Source organism: Streptomyces sp. SID9727 (assembly GCF_010550605.1).
GTDB lineage: Bacteria > Actinomycetota > Actinomycetes > Streptomycetales > Streptomycetaceae > Streptomyces.
The window spans coordinates 18,295-36,753 of record NZ_JAAGNI010000248.1; the positions used below are offsets into that span (position 1 = coordinate 18,295).

Consider the following 18,459-nt stretch of genomic DNA (forward strand, 5'->3'; position numbering starts at 1 on the left):
CCGTCCGGACGGAGGCCCCGGGGTGAGGGACCCCGGAAGGCTTGAGGCGCTGCGGCTGGCGGGGCTGACCGCGGCGGCCGATCCCGGCATGGACCGGTTCGCGCGGCTGGTGTCCCGCCTGCTGCACGTCCCGGTGTCCCTGGTCTCGCTGCTGGAGCCGGACCGGCAGGTGTTCCCCGGCATGGTCGGGATGTCCGGCCACTGGGCGGCCCGGCGCGAAACCCCCCTCAGCCACTCCTTCTGCCAGCACGTCGTCGCGGACGGCGGCCCGCTCGTCCTCAGCGACACCCGGGCGCACCCCCGCACCTGCGCCAGCCTCGCCATCCCCGATCTCCAGGTGGTCGCGTACGCCGGAATGCCGCTCACCGACGCCGACGGACACGTCCTCGGCTCGCTCTGCGCCATCGACCACCACCCCCGGGAGTGGACGGCCGACGAACTGCGTGACCTCGAAGACCTCACCGCCGCCTGCTCGATGGAGCTGCGGCTGAGGATCGCGTCGGAGCTGATCCAGCGGGACCGCGACCACGCCGGTCTGCTGCTGCGCGCCTCGATCGAGCTCGCCCACGCCCGCGATCTCACGGACCTGACCCGCCGCCTGCGCCACCTGTTCCAGGGGCCCGCCGAGCCCGCGTTCGTGGGGCTGCTGCTGGCCGACGGCCCGGGGCTGTGGCGGGTCATCGACCCGGACGACGCACGGCCGGTGGAGAACGCGATCGACCGGCTGGAGCGGGACGCGGCCTTCCCGAGCGCCCTGGCCATGCGCGAACAGCGCACGGTCTTCGTACCGGACCGCACGGGTCTCCTGCGCGGCTACGGGCCCGAGGCCGTCGCCGGCTACGACTCGCTGGGCCTCGAATCCGTCCTCTGCGTCCCGCTGCCGAACGGGCACGGCGTCCTGACCTGGTGCTGGTCCCGCCCCCACGTCCTGGCGCCGACCGAGGAGGCGGTCCTCACCACGGTGGCGGGGTACGTGAGCCAGGCGGTGGAGCGCACCCGCTTCGTCGCCAACCGGCTGAGCACGGCCGAGCAGCTCCAGGCCGCGATGCTGACCGAGCTGCCGGAGGTGCCCGGTCTGGACATGGCCGCCCTGTACCTGCCCGCCGCCGACCAGGACATGGTGGGCGGGGACTGGTACGACGCCTATCCGCTGCCCACATCCCTCATGATCTCGATCGGCGACGTGATCGGCCATGACGTCCGGGCCGCCGCCGTGATGGGCCAGATCCGCAGCATGCTCCGCCAGGCCAGTCTGGACGATCCGGCCCACTCACCCGCCGCCGCCCTGCACGCCATCGACCAGGCCATCGACGTCCTGCCCCTGGGCGTGGGCGCCACGGCGGTCCACGCCCGCCTCGACCGCGACGCCGACCGCTGGCGCCTGACCTGGTCCAACGCCGGGCACCCCCCGCCGCTCCTGTACACCCCGGGCTCGGGCGTCGCGCCCCTGCCCGGCCACGACCTCCTCCTGCTCGGCCTGCCGGACGCCCCGGCCCGCGAGGACCACACCCACGACCTGCCCCCGGGCAGCGTGCTCCTGCTCTACACGGACGGCCTGGTCGAACGCCGCGACGAGGACATCGACGCGTGCACCGCGCACACGGCGGCCACCCTCGCCCGCCACGCCGACAAGCCCTTGCCCCTCCTCCTCCAGGCCCTCTCCGCCGGCCTCGCGGAGATCCCGCACAGGGACGACGTGGCGGTACTGGTGGTGCGGGTCACCGGGCCCGGTGGGTGACGGGCGACGAAGCGCATGTGGGTACCGGTCAGAACTCCCAGCGCACCGTGCCGGACGAGGTGAACGCGGCGGTGCATCCGTTCTCCGTCAGATGCGGGTCCGCCCCGTCCCGCCCACCTTCCTGAAGCCCTGCCTCCAGTGCCTGGGCAATGTCGGACCACATCTCGGCCAGGCCGCCCCAGGCCGGAGCACCGACATGACCGTCCACTTTCCCCCACTCCAGAACGCACCCCCGCATCCGTCCCGGACGCAGATCGAGAACAAGCAAGTCCCCCGTGGTGTCGTCGCCCACAGGTACGAAGTACCTGCTGAACCCCTGAATCGCCGACCCGGCCTCCCCGTCCACGTCTGCCGCCGAGGCGACCTTCACCCGCCACAGATGGGTCATGCGCTCAAGGGAGACCGGTATGTACAAGGGTGGCAACAACATTCCTGCGCGTGGATCGGGTTCCGCCCCGTCGACGAGCAGCGCGGCATCCACGAAAGCCCTGGGGAACACCAGACCGAGTTCCGCCTGAGCGGCGTCGACCCGCGCCTGCGTCGCCGGCGGCCGAAGACATCGAGCCGAGGCCGGCGCCCGGTCCCGCAGCACACGGCGCACTCTCGACCAGCTGTCAGACAACATGGGGGCCACCATCTCATCCTGCCCCGCACCAGGGTTCCGCTCACGGCGCCGGTGCCGAGTGAGGCCGTCAGAGCCGGCCTCCGCCGGCCGCCTCCAGGGCCTCCGTCACCGCCTGCTCCAGTGACCCGTCGGTGACCCAGCGGTTCTTCCCGCCGGCCAGGGCCGCGACGGCCCGCCCGAGCCATTCCGGGTCGCCGAGGAGATGCGGCCTCCCCTCGTCGGTGAGCCGCCGCAACAGGGCCTCCAGCCGGAGAACGTCCACCGCCCGATAGGGACGCGTGTGCTGGTCGAAGCCCAGGTGCTGGTCCTCGTACGGATCGCGCAGGGGCATGTGGAGCCACCCCCCGTCGCGGTCGGCGACCATGCCCTTGAGCGTGTACTTGCCCCTACCGGCCGTGTTCCGGGCGTGCTTGCCCCAGGTGAGCCTGATCCCGGTCATGACCCTGGCCCAGGGCACCAACTGCCTCTCGGCGTCCGGCGCGTGCTGGTGGAACCCGTCAGGACACAGCTCCAGCCAATGGGTGCCGGGCCTGGCGGAATCCCCGATCCCCCAGCGCCCGTCGGCCAGTTCCAGTGGTCCCAGGGATGCGCGATCCTCCACCATGCGGCCATTGAAGCATGCGTTCGATGAACCGCTAGGGCCGCCGCAACCCGGCCTGAAAGGCGTCCCACGCGGCGGGCTTGAGTACGAGGACGGGCCCGGCGGTCCGCTTGGAGTCGCGGACGGCGACGGTGCCCGGCACGTTCCGCGCCACTTCGACGCACTCCTGACCGTTGTTCCCGCCGCTGTAGCTGGACTTGACGAACTCGTACGCGGGCACGCGGTCTACAGCTCCTTGAGGATTCCGTCGATGAGCACGAGCGAGTTGCGCTGCGCGAGCGCGACTCGCGTCATGCGATCGAAGAGCCGGTCGTGGCGCTCGGCATCAGTATCGCTCTCCAGCCACAGAGTGGTCGAGGTGGTATCCATGTGGACCACGTCGAGCGCTCCGGGTTCGGCGAAGGACACGATGGTGAACGCGCTCGTCATGCCCGGGTGCGCGCCCGCGAGGTACGGCATGACCTGAAGTCTCACGTTCGGGCGGCGGGCCATGTCCAGCAGGTGGCCGAGCTGCTCCCTCATCACCTTTCGCCCGCCGACGAGTTGGCGCAACGCACTCTCCTGTACGAGCGCCCACAGCTCCAGCGGGCGGTCGCCGGTCAGGCGGGCCTGCCGGGCCATGCGCGCCTCGACGAAGGGTTCGATCTCGTCCGGGTCGTCCCACGAGCCGTTGCCCACAGCCAGGGCACGAGCGTAATCGGCGGTTTGCAGGAGGCCCGGCACAACAGCCAGTTGCCAGGTCCGCAGGCCCGTGGCGATGTCCTCCAGCGCCACGTACTCGACCATGGCCTCAAGCCCCGGGTACTGGTTCCACCAGCCGCTGGCTTTGCGGCGTTCGCGGTCGGTCTTGGCGAGCGCCAAGAGCCTGCCGACCGTGGCTTCGTCGGTCTCTCCGTAGAGGTGACAAAGAGCCCTGACATCCGGATCCCTCATGGGAACAAGCCCGCGCTCGATCTTCGCGACCTTGGCGACCGACGCGGTCAGCGCCTCCGCCGCGTGCGACTGTCGCAGCGAGCGCGCCTCCCGCATACGCAGCAGCTCGCCACCCAGACGACGGCCGAGCACGGTTGAGACCGTACGGCCCCGATCCGGGTTGCTACCCGCCACAGCCCACTCCCTCCCACGCGGTCCGCTCAGTCTGAAGCTCCTGCGCCTCGAACACCAATTAGGGCAGAAAATTCTATGCGCGAATGACTTGCTGCCCGTGCGAGAGCTCCACTACTTTCGGTTGCACGCAGATCACACAGTGATACGTGGCGGAAGCGCACCCACCTGCCCGCGTGCAGGCGCGGCAATGCCACCGCCCCACCCCAGAGAGGCCCACCGTGACCGCAACCCGTGCGCTCCCCGAGGACAACCCCCCGCTCCACGAGGACCGACTCGACTACACCCCCACCGCCCCCAGCGTCACCCTCGCCCGCCGCCGCGCCGCGCGGCTCGTCACCGCCTGGGGGTACCCTCACCGCGCCGACGAAGCAGCCCTGCTGGTAGCCGAGTTGGCGACCAACGCCCTCGTCCACGGCAGCCTGCGCGGACGCCTCTTCCAGGTCCACCTCACCGTCACCGGCACCGCCCTCCGTATCGAGGTCAGCGACCCGCGAGGGGAACGGCTGCCCGGGATTCGCGCGGCCGAGCGCGACGAGTGCTACGGGCGCGGGCTCGTCATCGTGGACGCCGTCGCCGACCGGTGGGGCGTCGAGCCGCGCACCGTCGGGAAGACCGTGTTCGCCGAACTCGCGCTACGGACGGCGGAGGCGCCGAGGGGCCCGCATCGGCTCGGCCCGGAAGCCGGGGAGGGCCCCGGTCAGGCGGCGGGCCGGACGACGATGACCCGCCGCCCACGTGTGTGACCGGCCTGGCTGTCCGCGTGCGCCTGCGCCGCCTCCGCGAGGGCGTACGACTTCTCGACGGGGATGTGGAGCCTCCCGCGCGCGATCAGGTCCACCGCCTCCGCGAGCGCGTCCGGGACGCTCCCGGCCACGCCGGAGAAGCGGACGCCGAACTCCGCCGCACCGAGATCGGCGATGGTGATCACCTTGCCCGGGTCCCCCGTCAGCTCGACGAGCTCGGGGATCACGCCCGCGCCGGCCAGGTCGAGGGCCGCGTCGACCCGGCCGAGCCCACGCACCCGTTCCACCCAGCCCTCCCCGTACGTCGTGGCGAGCGCACCCAGGCCGCGCAGGTAGTCCTGGTTCGCGGCGCCACCCGTGCCGATCACCGTGATGCCCCGGTCGCGGGCGATCTGGAGCACCGCCGACCCGACTCCCCCGGAGGCCCCGCTCACCAGCAGCGTTTCTCCCGGGCGCACGCCGACCTGGCCGATGACGCGCAGAGCGGTCTCCACCACGGACGGGTACCCGGCCGCCTCCTCGAACGACAGCCCCTCCGGCATCCGGGCCCAGGCCGACAGCACGGCGAACTCGGCGTAGGTGTCGGCCCCTTCGCCGAACACGCGGTCGCCGATCGCCACGCCCTCGACGCCCTCACCGACCTCGTCCACGATCCCGGCGGCGTCCAGCCCGACGCCGGAGGGAAGCACGGTCGGATGGGCACCCAGGACCTGGCCCTCACGGATCCTCCAGTCCACGGGGTTCACCCCCGCCGCCCGTACGGCGATACGTATCCGGCCGGGGCCCGCGTGGGGCTCCTCGGCATCGATGAGTCGCAGGACATCAGGGCCGCCGAACTCGGCGAAGCTCACTTTCTTCATGGCGGGGACATTAGCACTAACGGTTAGTGTTTTGAAACGGTTATGGATACGTACCTGCTAGCGTGAGCGCATGACCGTGCAGTCCGGGCGCCGCGAGCGCAAGAAGGCCGCGACCCGCCAGAAGATCGCCGACACCGCCCTGCGGCTCTTCCTGGAACGCGGATACGAGGCGGTGGGCATCCGGGACATCGCCGCCGAGGCGGACGTGGCCGTCACCACGCTGTTCTCCCACTTCGCCTCGAAAGAGGCCCTGGTCTTCGAACAGGACGCCGACTTCGAGCACCGGCTCGCGCAGGCGGTCACCGGCCGCGCACCGGGCGAACCGCTCATGCCCGCGCTGCGCCGCGAGATGCACGCCATGGTGCGGCACTGCACGGCGGAGGGTGCCGCCCCCGTCTGGCGGATGATCGACGGGTCGCCCTCGCTGCGGGAGTACGAGGAGTCGATGAAGCTGCGGCACACGGAGTCACTGGCGGCGGCCATCGCCGCCGACCCCCGGCTGCCCCGGACCCCGACGGCCTGCCGGACGATCGCCAGGTTCGTGGTCGACGCGCACGCGCTGGCCCGCGAGGCGGCCGATCCGGAGGCCGCGGTGGACGAGATCTTCGGGATGATCGAGGCGGCCTGGGAGTCCACGGGCCCCTGAAGGCCCCGGCCGGCACACACGAACGAGGGGCCCCGCATCAAGCGGGACCCCCCGGGGCGCGAAGCGAACGGCTCAGCCGCCCTGCCCCGCGCTGCCGATCGGGCCGACCGTCACCGGGGAGCCGGAGCCGTCCGTGACGGGCAGCGAGGGCTTGCCCGGCCAGGCCAGGATGACCGGCTTCGTCTCGTTCGGCGGGGTCACCACCAGCCCGGTGACGCGGACGCCGGAGCCCCCCGTCTCGTTGAGCGGGTAGTTGATGCCGAAGGCGATCGTCTTGCCGTTCTTGAGGACGTACGGGTCTGCGGGCGCACCCTTGCGCTCGGCGGAGATCGTGCCGGCGTCGGTCTTGAGATCGACGCCCGCGAACCCGGCGACCACGCAGTCCTGGCCGCTGGTGTTCTTCATCTCCACCGCGACGGTCCCTTGCGGGTCGCCGTCGATGAAGTTGTCGATCGCCGTGATCTTCAGCCCGCTGGTACGGCAATTGGCGGTCTTGCCGGACTGGTCGGCACCGGCCCCGGCGGCGGTGTCCTTCCCGCTGTCCGAACCGCCCTTGTCCGAGCCGCCCGAAGCCGGACCGCTTGAGCCCGGACCGCTTGAGCCCGAACCGCCGCCGGAGGCGGACGCGGACGCGGCCGACGACGGGTCGGTCTGCGCCGCGTCGTCGCCGTCGTTCTGGCAGGCCGTGAGCGTGAGGCCCGCGACGACGGCCAGGGCGGCGAGGGTGGTCTTGCGAGCGCGCATCATTTCGTCCTCGGTATCCGTTGACAGTCCGGCCGCTCGGCCGGGGTCGCCCGAGCGAACGCTTCTGATCAGCAAGAACGGTGCGGGGCGGGGATACGTTGCGCCCGAGAGGCGGCTCATACGCCCCTGTTACACACCCGCAGGAAGACCGTGGCATCCCGTCCGGCGTGGGCTGCGGCGGACATGGCGAGGGGCCCGCGCGGACATCCGCGCGGGCCCCTCGTCAACGCACGATTACGCCCAGGTGATCAGCCGCTTCGGCTGCTCCAGGATCGCGGCGATGTCCGCCAGGAACTTGGAGCCCAGCTCGCCGTCGATCAGGCGATGGTCGAACGACAGGGCCAGCGTGGTCACCTGACGGGGCTTCACCTTGCCCTTGTGGACCCAGGGCTGGAGCTTGATCGCGCCGACCGCGAGGATCGCGGACTCGCCCGGGTTGATGATCGGCGTACCGGTGTCGACGCCGAAGACGCCCACGTTGGTGATGGTCACCGTGCCGCCCGCCATCGCGGCCGGGGACGTCTTGCCGTCCCGGGCCGTGGCGACCAGCTCGCCCAGGGACGCGGCCAGCTGCGGCAGCGTCTGGTCGTGGGCGTCCTTGATGTTCGGGACGATCAGGCCGCGCGGGGTGGCGGCGGCGATGCCCAGGTTGACGTAGTGCTTCTGGACGATCTCCTGGTTCGCCTCGTCCCAGACCGCGTTGACCCCGGGATTCCGCTTGATCGCGACCAGGAGGGCCTTGGCGATGACGAGGAGCGGGTTGACCCGCACCCCCGCCATGTCCTTGTCCTCCTTCAGCTCCGCCACGAGCTTCATCGTGCGCGTGACGTCGACGGTCACGAACTCGGTGACGTGCGGAGCGGTGAACGCGCTGCCGACCATCGCCTGCGCGATCGCCTTGCGCACGCCCTTGACCGGGATACGCGTCTCGCGGGCGCCGGCCGGGACGGGCTCTGCAGCCGGAACCGCGGGCTCCACCGACGGCGCCGAAGGAGCCACCGGCTCCGCGGGCGTCGCCGCCGCGTGCACGTCCTCGCGCGTGATGACACCGCCGACGCCGGTCGGGGTGACCGTCGCCAGGTCGATGCCCAGGTCCTTCGCGAGCTTGCGGACCGGCGGCTTGGCCAGCGGACGGGCCTCCGGAACCGCCGCCGTGCCCTGGCCGTTCAGCTCGGCCTGCACCGCGGCGGGTGCGGCGGCCGGGGGCGCGGTCTCGGCGCCCTTGCGGGCCCGGCGCTTCGTGGAGGACTCGGCCACGCCGTAGCCCACCAGGACGGGCTGGCGGCCCTTGGGCGCCTCGGCCTCGGGGGCCGGGGCGGCGGCCTCGGGCTCCGAGGGCGCGGAAGCGGCACCGGGGTCCGACCCGGGCGCCACGTCCACCGCGATGATCACCTGGCCCACGTCGACCGTGGTGCCCTCGGGGAAGCGCAGTTCGTGGACGACGCCGTCGAACGGGATCGGCAGCTCGACGGCGGCCTTCGCGGTCTCGACCTCGCAGACGACCTGGCCGTCGGTGACTGTGTCGCCGGGCTGGACGTACCACTTGAGGATCTCGGCCTCGGTCAGTCCCTCGCCCACGTCGGGCATCTTGAACTCACGGAAGCGAGCAGCGTTGGAAGTGTCGGTCATCGCGGTCACGCTCCTCTCCTCAGTACGCCAGCGAGCGGTCGACGGCGTCGAGCACCCGGTCCAGGCCCGGCAGGTACTCCTCCTCCAGGCGCGCCGGCGGGTACGGGGCGTGGTAGCCGCCGACCCGCAGCACGGGCGCCTCCAGGTGGTAGAAGCACCGCTCCGTGATGCGAGCGGCGATCTCGGCCCCGGAGCCGTAGAAGACGGGTGCCTCGTGGACGACGACCAGGCGGCGGGTCTTCTCGACGGACGCCTGGATGGTGTCGAAGTCGATCGGGGACATCGAGCGCAGGTCCACGACCTCCACCGACTTGCCCTCCTCCTGGGCGGCCGCGGCGGCCTCCAGGCAGACCTTCACCATCGGGCCGTACGCGGCGAGCGTGAGGTCCGTGCCGGTACGGGCGACGGCGGCCGCGTGCAGCGCGCCCGGGATGGACTCGGTGTCGACCTCGCCCTTGTCCCAGTAACGCCGCTTCGGCTCGAAGAAGATGACCGGGTCGTCGCTCTGGACGGCCTGCTGCATCATCCAGTACGCGTCCGACGCGTTGGACGGGGAGACCACCTTCAACCCCGCGACGTGCGCGAACAGCGCCTCGGGCGACTCGCTGTGGTGCTCGACGGCGCCGATGCCGCCGCCGTACGGGATGCGCACGACGACGGGCATCTTGACCTTGCCCAGCGCGCGGGCGTGCATCTTCGCGAGCTGCGTGACGATCTGGTCGTACGCGGGGAAGACGAAGCCGTCGAACTGGATCTCGACCACGGGCCGGTAGCCGCGCAGGGCGAGGCCGATCGCCGTGCCGACGATGCCGGACTCGGCGAGCGGGGTGTCGATGACACGGTCCTCGCCGAAGTCCTTCTGGAGGCCGTCGGTGATCCGGAAGACGCCGCCGAGCTTGCCGACGTCCTCACCCATGATGAGGACCTTCGGGTCGGTGTCGAGCGCCTTGCGCAGCGACTCGTTGAGCGCCTTCGCGAGGGACATCTTTTCCACGGCCATGGTTACTTGCCCTCCTCGGCGAACGAAGCCTGGTAGGCGGCGAACTCGGCGCGCTCCTCGTCGACGAGCGGGTTCCCGTCGGCGTAGACGTGGTCGAACATCGCCATCCGGTCCGGGTCGGGCATCGCCCGTACGGCCTCGCGGACGCGCTTGCCGAGGGCCTCGCTCTCCTCGTCCAGGGCGGTGAAGAACGCCTCGTCGGCCGCGCCCTCCTTCTCCAGGTACGCGCGCAGGCGCAGGATCGGGTCCTTCGCCTCCCAGGCGGCGCGCTCCTCGTCGGCCCGGTACTTCGTCGGGTCGTCCGAGGTGGTGTGCGCGCCCATGCGGTACGTGAACGCCTCGACCAGGGTCGGGCCCTCGCCGCGCCGGGCCCGCTCCAGGGCGGACCTGGTGACGGCCAGGCAGGCCAGGACGTCGTTGCCGTCGACCCGGACACCGGGGAAGCCGAAGCCCTGGGCACGCTGGTAGAGCGGCACCCGCATCTGCTTCTCGGTGGGCTCGGAGATCGCCCACTGGTTGTTCTGGCAGAAGAAGACGACCGGGGCGTTGTAGACGGCGGAGAAGGTGAACGCCTCCGCGACGTCGCCCTGGCTGGAGGCGCCGTCGCCGAAGTACGCGACCACGGCCGAGTCCGCGCCGTCCTTGGCCACGCCCATGGCGTAACCCGTGGCGTGCAGGGTCTGCGAGCCGATGACGATCGTGTACAGGTGGAAGTTGTTGCTGTTCGGGTCCCAGCCGCCGTGGTTCACACCGCGGAACATCCCGAGCAGGTTGGTCGGGTCGACGCCCCGGCACCAGGCCACACCGTGCTCACGGTAGGTCGGGAAGACGTAGTCGTCGTCGCGCAGGGCCCGGCCGGAGCCGATCTGGGCGGCCTCCTGGCCCAGCAGGGACGCCCACAGGCCCAGCTCGCCCTGGCGCTGGAGGGCGGTGGCCTCGGCGTCGAAGCGGCGGGTGAGGACCATGTCCCGGTACAGGCCGCGCAGCTCCTCCGCGCTCAGGTCGATCGAGTAGTCCGGGTGCTCGACGCGCTCGCCCTCGGGCGTCAGCAGCTGTACGAGCTCGGGCGTCGAACCCTCCGGCGTCTTCGCGGGCGTTTTCGCGGCGCTGGTCCGCTTGCTGCTGCGTCGCGGTTTGCGCGCGGCAGCAGTGCTCTCCACGGTCACGTGCGTGCTCCTCCGTCGGTCCGGCCCCCGGGGTCTGCCGGGAGACCAGTGCGGCTCGCCTGTGTCCGTACCCGTGCACGGGGTGGGTGCCGCTCGGTCCGGAAAACAGGCGTGACAGGTGCCCCGGCGAGCGCCCTGTCCAAGGCACGTTACCCAGTGGTTCCCGTATCTGCGAAACCCTCCCTGACCTGCGATTTTGCTTGGATATCCAAGTAAATCGAGGAATTCGGGAAGTCCCGCTGGTCACAGCACTGATCACAGCCTCGCAGGCCGCCGGAACAACGGCACGTTATCCCGCCCGGCAGCGGCAGGGAAGGGGCGAGTGTGTGAGACTGCGATTGTGCGCGAAAAAGGAAAAATCACTGTATTCCTACTCGACGATCACGAAGTGGTCCGGCGCGGGGTCCATGAGCTGCTCTCGATGGAGGACGACATCGAGGTGGTCGGCGAGGCGGGCACGGCGGCCGACGCAATGGTGCGGATTCCGGCGGTCCGCCCCGACGTGGCCGTGCTCGACGTACGGCTGCCGGACGGCAGCGGCGTCGAGGTCTGCCGCGAGATCCGCTCGCAGGACGATTCCATCCACTGCCTGATGCTGACCTCGTACGCCGACGACGAGGCGTTGTTCGACGCGATCATGGCGGGCGCCTCCGGCTACGTCCTCAAGGCGATCCGCGGCAACGAGCTGCTGGCGGCGGTACGCGACGTGGCGGAGGGAAAGTCGCTGCTGGACCCGGTCGCGACCGCGCGCGTGCTGGAACGGCTGCGCGACGGGAAGCGCGGGCGGGACGACGAGAAGCTGGCGAACCTCACGGACCAGGAGCGCAAGATCCTGGACCTGATCGGCGAGGGGCTGACCAACCGCGTGATCGGCGAGCGGCTCCACCTCGCCGAGAAGACGATCAAGAACTACGTGTCCAGCCTGCTGTCCAAGCTGGGCATGGAGCGCCGCTCGCAGGCCGCGGCCTATGTGGCACGGCTCCAGGCGGAGAGGCGCTGAGAGGGACTTTGGTCCCGGTGAAACGGGGGCCCCGGCCTCTTATCCGGCCCACACGGACTGGCCGACAGTGGAAGGCATGTCCACCGAGGAACTCCACGCGATCGACCTGCTCGGCCGGGTCCCCTACGGCCGGCTGGCGACCAGCATGCGGGCCCTCCCCATGCTGACGGTGGCCCGGCACATCGTCATCGACGGGCGCGTCGTGCTGCGCATGCACAGCGGGCTCGGCCACCACGGCGCCTGCGACGGCGCGGTCGTGGCCTACGGCGCGGACAACTTCAACACCGCCCCCGTCGGCACCGAGGACCTGTGGTCCGTGCAGTTCACCGGGCCCGCTCGGGTCGTGGAGCCGACCCCCGCCCAGTGCGAGCGCTTCGGGCCGCCGCCCGTCGAGGTCAACGGCGAGCCGTTCGCCCCCTCGTACCTCTGGCTCGAACCTCACTTCGTCACGGTGCACACTCTGGACTTCCACGCAAGCCGGCAGATCCGCAACGCAGCGTGATCTAACATCTGACGGGTGTCGCGCTCATCTGTCGCCTCCCCGCCGGTTCCGCCGGTCGGCGAGGTGCTTCGCCGTTACCCGGGCGCCGGTGAGCCCCTCACCTGCGCCCCGCTCTCCCAGGGCCTGCTCAACCACGGTTACCGGGTGTCCACCACGCGGGGCTCGTACTTCCTCAAGCACCACTCGGACGACACCACCCGCGACCGCGCCACCATCGTCCGCCAGCACCGTGCGACCCGGCGCCTCCAGTCACTCGGAGTGCCCGTCGCCCCGCCCGTACGGGCCCGCGACGGCGAGACGGTCACCGAGATCGCCGGCCGCTGCTACGCCCTCCACCCCTGGATCGACGGCCTGCACCGGGGCGGCGCCCAGCTCACCCTCGCCCAGTCCACGCGTCTCGGGACGCTCCTCGGAGCCGTACACACGGGTCTTGAGCAGGTCATGGCGTCCGAGCGCGACACGGGGACGGGCGGCGGGCATCCGCCCGGTTACGCGAGCCCGGAGGCGGCCGACACCTACGCGCTGATCGGCGACCTGCTCGCCGCCGCGCGCGGACGCGCCGGCCGGGACGCCTTCGACGAGCTCGCCGAGCACCGGCTGCGCGAGCGGCGCGTGCTGCTGGAACGGTACGCCGACCGCCGGCCGCCCGACCCGGGGGCGCCCGCGACCGGCTGGGTGCACGGCGACTTCCACCCGCTGAACGTGCTCTACCGGGGCGCCGACCCGGTCGCGATCCTGGACTGGGACCGGCTGGCCGTCCAGCCCCGGGCGGAGGAGGCGGTCCGGGCGGCGGCGATCTTCTTCGTCCAGCCGGCCGGCGCCCTGGATCTGGCGAAGGTGCGCGCCTACGCCCGGGCCTACCGGCGGGAGGCCGGGGCGGACGCCGCCGAACTGGCGGCGGCCGTGCACCGGGTCTGGTGGGAGCGGCTCAACGACTTCTGGATACTGCGCTGGCGCTACTGCCTGGACGACCGGAGGGCCGACCCGCAGTTCCCCGCGGTGTCGGCCCTGGCGGTCTGGTGGACCCGTGAGTACGAGGCGGTGCGCGCGGCCTTCACGGGGTGAGCGGGGCTCAGTTGCCCGTGGCCGAGCCCGCCGCTCCCGTCGTCGTTCCGGCGGACGCGCCTTGGGCGGCGCCGCCCGGGGCGCCCTCCGAACCCTCGGCCGCGCCCTCGCTGGTGCCGGCGTCGGTGCCCTCACTGGTGCCGGTGCTGGTGCCGTCGCTGGTGCCGGTGCTGGTGCCGTCGCTGGTTCCGGTGTCGCCGGTGTCCCCCGACCCGCCGTTGTTGGAGCCGCTGCCGTTCCCGCCGGAGCCGTTGCCCTTGCTGTCACCACCGTCCGCGCCGCCGTTGTCCGAGCCGCCCGTGCCCGGCTGGGGCGAGGAGGCGGTCGGGGACTCGGCGGTCTCGCTCGGCTTGGGCGACGGCGACCAGGTGTTGTCGCCCCAGTCCCCGCCGGTGCCGCCACCCGGCTGCTGGGTGTCGTCCTGGGTCTCGTCGGGGGTCGGGGTGGGCGAGTCCTTCGTCGGCGTCGGCGAGGTGGAGGTCTCCGTGGGCTGCTTCTCGTGCTTCTGGCCGCCCCCGTTCGCCGCGTTGAGCGCGATGGCCACGCCCGCGCCGATCGCGATCAGGGCCAGCACGACGAACAGCCACAGCTTGCCGCGCCCGCCGCCGCCCTGCCGGGTGCTGCCGGTGTAACCCCCGTCGTCCGGGTTCACCGGCGGGAGGATCGGTGCCTGCGAGGTGTCGCCGTGCTGCGGGTAGCCGCCCATGGCGCGGGTGGCGCCGGTCATGCCGCCGGGCGGGGTGCCCGCGCCCTCGTGCAGGACGACCGGGCCGGTGTTCCACGTACCGGTGTGGCCGCCCTGCACCTGGAGCATCTGCAGGCCGTACTGGACCAGGCCGCGCATCTCCTCGGCGCTCTGGAAGCGGTCGTCCGGGTCCTTCGCCAGCGAGCGCATGACGAGCCCGTCCAGCTCCGGCGGCACCGAGTCCAGGATCTGCGACGGCGGGACCGGGGTGTCCTGCACGTGCTGGTACACCACGGACAGCGGCGTCTCACCCGTGAACGGGGGGCGCAGCGCCAGCAGTTCGTACAGCAGGCAGCCGGTGGCGTACAGGTCGGAGCGGTGGTCGACGGCCTTGCCGAGCGCCTGCTCGGGGGAGAGGTACTGCGGCGTGCCCATGACCATGCCGGTCTGCGTCATCGTGGACTGCGCGCCGTGCAGCGCGCGGGCGATGCCGAAGTCCATCACCTTGACCGCGCCGGAGTTGGTGATGATCACGTTGGCGGGCTTGATGTCGCGGTGCACGATGCCGTGCTGGTGCGAGTAGGCCAGCGCCTCCAGGACCCCGGAGACGATGATCAGCGCCTGCTCCGGCGGCGGGGCCTCGGCGTTGATCAGCAGGTCGCGGATGGTCCGCCCCTCGACCAGCTCCATCACGATGTACGGGACGGTCTGGCCGGCGACGGTGTCCTCGCCGGAGTCGTACACCGCGACGACCGCGTGGTGGTTGAGCCCGGCGACCGACTGCGCCTCGCGCGTGAAGCGTGCCTTGGAGACCGGGTCCTCGGCGAGGTCGGAGCGCAGCAGCTTCACCGCGACGGTGCGCCCGAGCCGGACGTCCTCCGCCGCGAACACCTCGGCCATGCCGCCCCGGCCGAGGCGGTGGGTCAGCCGGTACCGTCCGTCGCCGACGACTCCGCCGATGCCCCAGGAATCGGTGCCATCCGGAACTCCGCCGCCGTTTGCTTCGGGTTCGGGTGCCATCAGTCCTCGCCGTCGTATCTGTCCGCGTCCGTCCGCGCGTCCGCGGGGTCTCACGGTGTCTTGCTGCGTCGCCGGCTGCGCTGCCGGCCGCATTGCCCCGTCACGCTACAGCCTCGGTGGGACAGGCCGATTCGGCGCCGGACCGGCCATCCAATCGGCTGGCGCGCCGCCGACGCAAATTTCATGCTGGTCCTGTAACGCTTCCGAGACGCTTCCAGCGCGTACGGTCACGGAACGGGCACCCGGCTTGACGTGTCGTACCCCTACGGCAGACTTGGCCGGTAATTACGGATCATCGCGTGAGTCGCGCGCCGAGTTCCCGGGAGTCGCGCGCCGAGGGGGAAGCAAGTCATGAGCCACGACGGCGCACACGGTTCGCAGGGTCGGTACGCGGGCGGTTCCGTCGCCGGCGGCCGCTACCAGCTGCGCGATCTGCTCGGCGAAGGCGGGATGGCGTCCGTATACCTGGCGTACGACTCCGCTCTCGACCGGCAGGTCGCGATCAAGACGCTCCACACCGAGCTGGGCCGCGAGCAGTCGTTCCGTGAGCGCTTCCGCCGCGAGGCCCAGGCCGTGGCCAAGCTCCAGCACACCAACATCGTCTCGGTGTTCGACACGGGCGAGGACGAGCTCGGCGGCGCGCTGATGCCGTACATCGTCATGGAGTACGTCGAGGGGCAGCCGCTCGGCTCCGTGCTCGCGGCGGACATCCGCGCCCAGGGCGCGATGCCGGCCGACAAGGCGCTCAAGGTGACCTCGGACGTGCTGGCCGCGCTCGACACCAGCCACGAGATGGGCCTGGTGCACCGCGACATCAAGCCGGGCAACGTCATGGTGACCAAGCGCGGTGTCGTGAAGGTCATGGACTTCGGCATCGCCCGCGCCATGCAGTCGGGTGTCACGTCGATGACGCAGACCGGCATGGTCGTCGGCACCCCGCAGTACCTCTCCCCCGAGCAGGCCCTCGGCCGCGGCGTCGACGCGCGCTCCGACCTGTACTCGGTCGGCATCATGCTCTTCCAGCTGCTGACCGGGCGCCTCCCCTTCGACGCGGACTCCCCGCTCGCCATCGCGTACGCGCATGTGCAGGAGGAGCCGGTCGCCCCGTCCACGATCAACCGCTCGCTGACGCCGGCGATGGACGCCCTCGTCGCCCGCGCGCTCAAGAAGAACCCGAACGAGCGCTTCCCGAGCGCGGCGGCCATGCAGGACGAGATCGCGCGCGTGCTGAACGCGAGCGGCCACACCGGCGCCCCGGTGATCGTCGGTGACGGCGGCGCCCCGGCCAACAGCGGCTCCGGCGTCGGCTCGGCGGTCTTCCCGCCGGTCGACCAGTCCGCGCCCGCCCCGCACAGCGTCCAGACGCCGTACCAGCCGGGCCCGTACCAGTCCCAGCCCGGCCCGTACGGCCCGGCGACACCGGCCCCCGCCACGAACCCGTCGTACGGCTACCCGCAGACGGCCGCCCCGGCGTACCAGAGCCCGGCGCCGATGCAGCACCAGGCGCCCTCGCCGTACACGGTCTCCCCGCAGACGGCGTCGTCCCCTGCCTCGGGCGGCGGCTCCAAGCGGAACATGCCGGTGATCATCGGCTCGATCGTCGTCGCGCTGGTCGCGATCGGCGGCCTGATCACGGTCATCGCGCTCAACGGCGACGACAAGGGCGGCGCGGACGCCAAGGCCACCGAGTCCCCGGCGGGTGAGCACCGCGATCCGGAGCGGAACCGGACGATCGAGGCCGAGAAGTGCACGGCCGCGTCGGAGGACACCGACGACCCGAACAAGGTCGATGCCCCCAACTTCATGTACAAGGACATCCTCTCGGTACGCGCCTGCGCGGACGCGGCGGGCTGGACACTCAAGGTGAAGAAGGTCCCGGGCAACGCGTACGCGGAGGACCAGGTCGTCAATCAGTTCCCCTCGTCCGGAGCCGCGGTCTCGGAGACCGGCGCGCACTTCGAGCTGGAGATCGCGACGGGCGACCCCGCCTAGAGCGTGTTTCGAAAGTAGCGCCGTCCGCCCGCAGGGCGGGTCCGGCGGCGTCTGGTGCGTGCGATCGCAAGGCGGAGGGTCGCCCCGATACTGGTTGTATCGGGGTGATCCCGACAACGCGGCGAGCGTGCGTGCCAGGCGTCGCCGGACAGGCGGGACTTTCGAAACACGCCCTAGGGCCTGCCGCCGCCATCCGTACGCCTCACCCGGGATGCCGGTGGTGCCGTCGCGTGTGACGGTGACCGCATGGCTTCGGGACGGCTCCGCGCGCACTGCTCCCGGGGCGTGGTCTGTCTGGTGCTGACGGCGGCCGCGGCCCTGGGTGCCGCCGCTCCGGGCACCTCCGGGCCGGCCTCGCCCTCTCCTACGTCCAGCGGTTCGCCGCGCGCCGGGGAGATGCAGTCGCCGCTCGCCGGGTGGCCCGCCGGGGCCGGGCGGGAGCGGCCCGGACGGTCGGCCGCCGAGGTGGCGCGTCAGGACGCGCTGGAGGGCCGGGAGCCGCGGCCGTCGCCGTCCGAGTCCGCCGCCGTGCCGGTCTTCACCCCCGACCCGGCCGACTTCCGGGATCCTCCCGCGGGCCGGCAGGCCCTGAGCGGCGCGGCCGTGCGGCGCTTCCAGCAGCTGTCGCTCGGCGCGGGAATCGCCCTGGTCGGGCTGGGTCTCGGCTTCCTCGCGCTGCGGATGCGCCGGGCCCGCTGACCGTGCGGCCCTCCCTTCGCACCACCGCGGCGGAGACTTGCGGTGATCAACATACTCGGTATACATACTCAGTATGTCGATCCGTCACGGGCTTCTCGCCCTCCTGGAGCGCGGGCCGCGTTACGGCTCCCAGCTCCGCACCGAATTCGAGTCGCGCACCGGCTCCACCTGGCCGCTCAACGTCGGGCAGGTGTACACGACGCTGAGCAGGCTGGAGCGCGACGGCCTGGTCGTCCAGGACGGCGAGGACGACCAGGGCCACGCCCTCTACTCGATCAGCGACGCGGGGCGCACCGAACTGCGCTCCTGGTTCGAGACGCCGGTCGACCGCAGCAACCCGCCCCGTGACGAGCTGGCCATCAAGCTGGCCATGGCCGTCGGGGCGCCCGGCGTCGACATCAAGGCCGTCATCCAGGCCCAGCGTCACCACACCGTGAAGGCCATGCAGGACTACACCCGCCTCAAGGCGCGGTCCCTCGCCCAGGCCCCCGCCAACCGCGACGAGGTGGCGTGGCTGCTCGTCGTGGAGCAGCTGATCTTTCAGGCCGAGGCCGAGGCGCGCTGGCTGGACCACTGCGAGGCCCGGCTGATCCGCCTCGCCGAGGCCGCCGCGAGGGAGCCGGCGGCGGGCCCGCCG

The 18,459-nt window shown here is 71.7% G+C and carries 19 protein-coding genes; 9 read left to right on the top strand and 10 right to left on the bottom strand.

The window, feature by feature from the left end:
• The first annotated feature begins 22 nt into the window (after nucleotides 1–22).
• On the top strand, nucleotides 23–1,738 hold the full coding sequence (locus G3I41_RS16075) for a GAF domain-containing SpoIIE family protein phosphatase (RefSeq protein WP_164400901.1): 1,716 nt from the start codon (nucleotides 23–25) through the stop codon (nucleotides 1,736–1,738).
• Between the two features lie 28 nt (nucleotides 1,739–1,766).
• On the opposite strand, the gene G3I41_RS16080 is transcribed toward G3I41_RS16075, so the two are convergent.
• The 4 genes from G3I41_RS16080 to G3I41_RS16095 form a co-directional block, all read right to left on the bottom strand.
• Entirely contained in the window at nucleotides 1,767–2,363 is a 597-nt protein-coding gene (locus G3I41_RS16080) for an SMI1/KNR4 family protein (RefSeq protein ID WP_164400902.1), read from the bottom strand.
• A 67-nt stretch (nucleotides 2,364–2,430) separates the two neighbouring features.
• The gene (locus tag G3I41_RS16085) at nucleotides 2,431–2,967 is read right to left on the bottom strand and encodes a hypothetical protein (protein ID WP_164400903.1); all 537 of its coding nucleotides are present in this window, start codon (nucleotides 2,965–2,967) and stop codon (nucleotides 2,431–2,433) included.
• Nucleotides 2,968–2,998: 31 nt separating this feature from the next.
• On the bottom strand, nucleotides 2,999–3,184 hold the full coding sequence (locus tag G3I41_RS16090) for a DUF397 domain-containing protein (RefSeq protein ID WP_164400904.1): 186 nt from the start codon (nucleotides 3,182–3,184) through the stop codon (nucleotides 2,999–3,001).
• Nucleotides 3,185–3,189: 5 nt separating this feature from the next.
• Nucleotides 3,190–4,071, bottom strand: a complete 882-nt coding sequence (locus G3I41_RS16095) for a helix-turn-helix transcriptional regulator (protein WP_164400905.1) — start codon at nucleotides 4,069–4,071, stop codon at nucleotides 3,190–3,192.
• Nucleotides 4,072–4,289: 218 nt separating this feature from the next.
• On the opposite strand from G3I41_RS16095, the gene G3I41_RS16100 reads away from it, so the two are divergent.
• A complete protein-coding gene (locus tag G3I41_RS16100; protein WP_164400906.1) occupies nucleotides 4,290–4,814 on the top strand; it encodes an ATP-binding protein in 525 nt (174 codons plus the stop codon).
• Here the strand turns inward: G3I41_RS16100 and G3I41_RS16105 are convergent.
• Nucleotides 4,769–5,674, bottom strand: coding sequence for an NADP-dependent oxidoreductase (locus G3I41_RS16105; RefSeq protein WP_164400907.1), 906 nt, complete (start codon nucleotides 5,672–5,674; stop codon nucleotides 4,769–4,771). The two genes, G3I41_RS16100 and G3I41_RS16105, sit on opposite strands and share 46 nt — an antisense overlap.
• Before the next feature lie 70 nt (nucleotides 5,675–5,744).
• Here G3I41_RS16105 and G3I41_RS16110 point away from each other — a divergent pair, with 70 nt between their 5' ends.
• A complete protein-coding gene (locus tag G3I41_RS16110; RefSeq protein WP_164400908.1) occupies nucleotides 5,745–6,320 on the top strand; it encodes a TetR/AcrR family transcriptional regulator in 576 nt (191 codons plus the stop codon).
• Between the two features lie 72 nt (nucleotides 6,321–6,392).
• On the opposite strand, the gene G3I41_RS16115 is transcribed toward G3I41_RS16110, so the two are convergent.
• From G3I41_RS16115 to pdhA, 4 genes are all read right to left on the bottom strand, one after another.
• Nucleotides 6,393–7,064 (bottom strand): DUF4232 domain-containing protein, encoded by a 672-nt coding sequence (locus G3I41_RS16115; protein WP_164400909.1) that lies wholly within the window; start codon nucleotides 7,062–7,064, stop codon nucleotides 6,393–6,395.
• Nucleotides 7,065–7,298: 234 nt separating this feature from the next.
• Nucleotides 7,299–8,702, bottom strand: a complete 1,404-nt coding sequence (locus G3I41_RS16120; protein ID WP_164400910.1) for a dihydrolipoamide acetyltransferase family protein — start codon at nucleotides 8,700–8,702, stop codon at nucleotides 7,299–7,301.
• Between the two features lie 10 nt (nucleotides 8,703–8,712).
• Entirely contained in the window at nucleotides 8,713–9,693 is a 981-nt protein-coding gene (locus tag G3I41_RS16125) for an alpha-ketoacid dehydrogenase subunit beta (RefSeq protein WP_164400911.1), read from the bottom strand.
• Between the two features lie 2 nt (nucleotides 9,694–9,695).
• Complete coding sequence (pdhA, locus tag G3I41_RS16130) at nucleotides 9,696–10,859, bottom strand: pyruvate dehydrogenase (acetyl-transferring) E1 component subunit alpha (protein ID WP_164400912.1); 1,164 nt, start codon at nucleotides 10,857–10,859, stop codon at nucleotides 9,696–9,698.
• Nucleotides 10,860–11,199: 340 nt separating this feature from the next.
• On the opposite strand from pdhA, the gene G3I41_RS16135 reads away from it, so the two are divergent.
• From G3I41_RS16135 to G3I41_RS16145, 3 genes are all read left to right on the top strand, one after another.
• Nucleotides 11,200–11,859 (top strand): response regulator transcription factor, encoded by a 660-nt coding sequence (locus tag G3I41_RS16135; RefSeq protein ID WP_164400913.1) that lies wholly within the window; start codon nucleotides 11,200–11,202, stop codon nucleotides 11,857–11,859.
• 76 nt (nucleotides 11,860–11,935) lie between these two features.
• Nucleotides 11,936–12,361 carry a pyridoxamine 5'-phosphate oxidase family protein gene (locus G3I41_RS16140; RefSeq protein WP_164400914.1) on the top strand — a complete coding sequence of 142 codons (426 nt, stop codon included), beginning with the start codon at nucleotides 11,936–11,938 and terminating at the stop codon, nucleotides 12,359–12,361.
• Between the two features lie 63 nt (nucleotides 12,362–12,424).
• On the top strand, nucleotides 12,425–13,426 hold the full coding sequence (locus G3I41_RS16145) for a phosphotransferase (RefSeq protein WP_164400920.1): 1,002 nt from the start codon (nucleotides 12,425–12,427) through the stop codon (nucleotides 13,424–13,426).
• Between the two features lie 7 nt (nucleotides 13,427–13,433).
• Here the strand turns inward: G3I41_RS16145 and G3I41_RS16150 are convergent, their stop codons facing one another.
• Nucleotides 13,434–15,131: a protein kinase gene (locus G3I41_RS16150; RefSeq protein WP_164400915.1), complete on the bottom strand. Its 1,698-nt coding sequence runs from the start codon at nucleotides 15,129–15,131 to the stop codon at nucleotides 13,434–13,436.
• Nucleotides 15,132–15,482: 351 nt separating this feature from the next.
• Here G3I41_RS16150 and G3I41_RS16155 point away from each other — a divergent pair, with 351 nt between their 5' ends.
• The 3 genes from G3I41_RS16155 to G3I41_RS16165 form a co-directional block, all read left to right on the top strand.
• On the top strand, nucleotides 15,483–17,123 hold the full coding sequence (locus G3I41_RS16155) for a protein kinase (protein ID WP_164400916.1): 1,641 nt from the start codon (nucleotides 15,483–15,485) through the stop codon (nucleotides 17,121–17,123).
• 246 nt (nucleotides 17,124–17,369) lie between these two features.
• Complete coding sequence (locus G3I41_RS36875) at nucleotides 17,370–17,822, top strand: hypothetical protein (RefSeq protein WP_239081657.1); 453 nt, start codon at nucleotides 17,370–17,372, stop codon at nucleotides 17,820–17,822.
• A 73-nt stretch (nucleotides 17,823–17,895) separates the two neighbouring features.
• Nucleotides 17,896–18,459, top strand: a 564-nt coding sequence (locus tag G3I41_RS16165) for a PadR family transcriptional regulator (RefSeq protein ID WP_164400917.1), incomplete at its 3' end; no start/stop codon positions are given.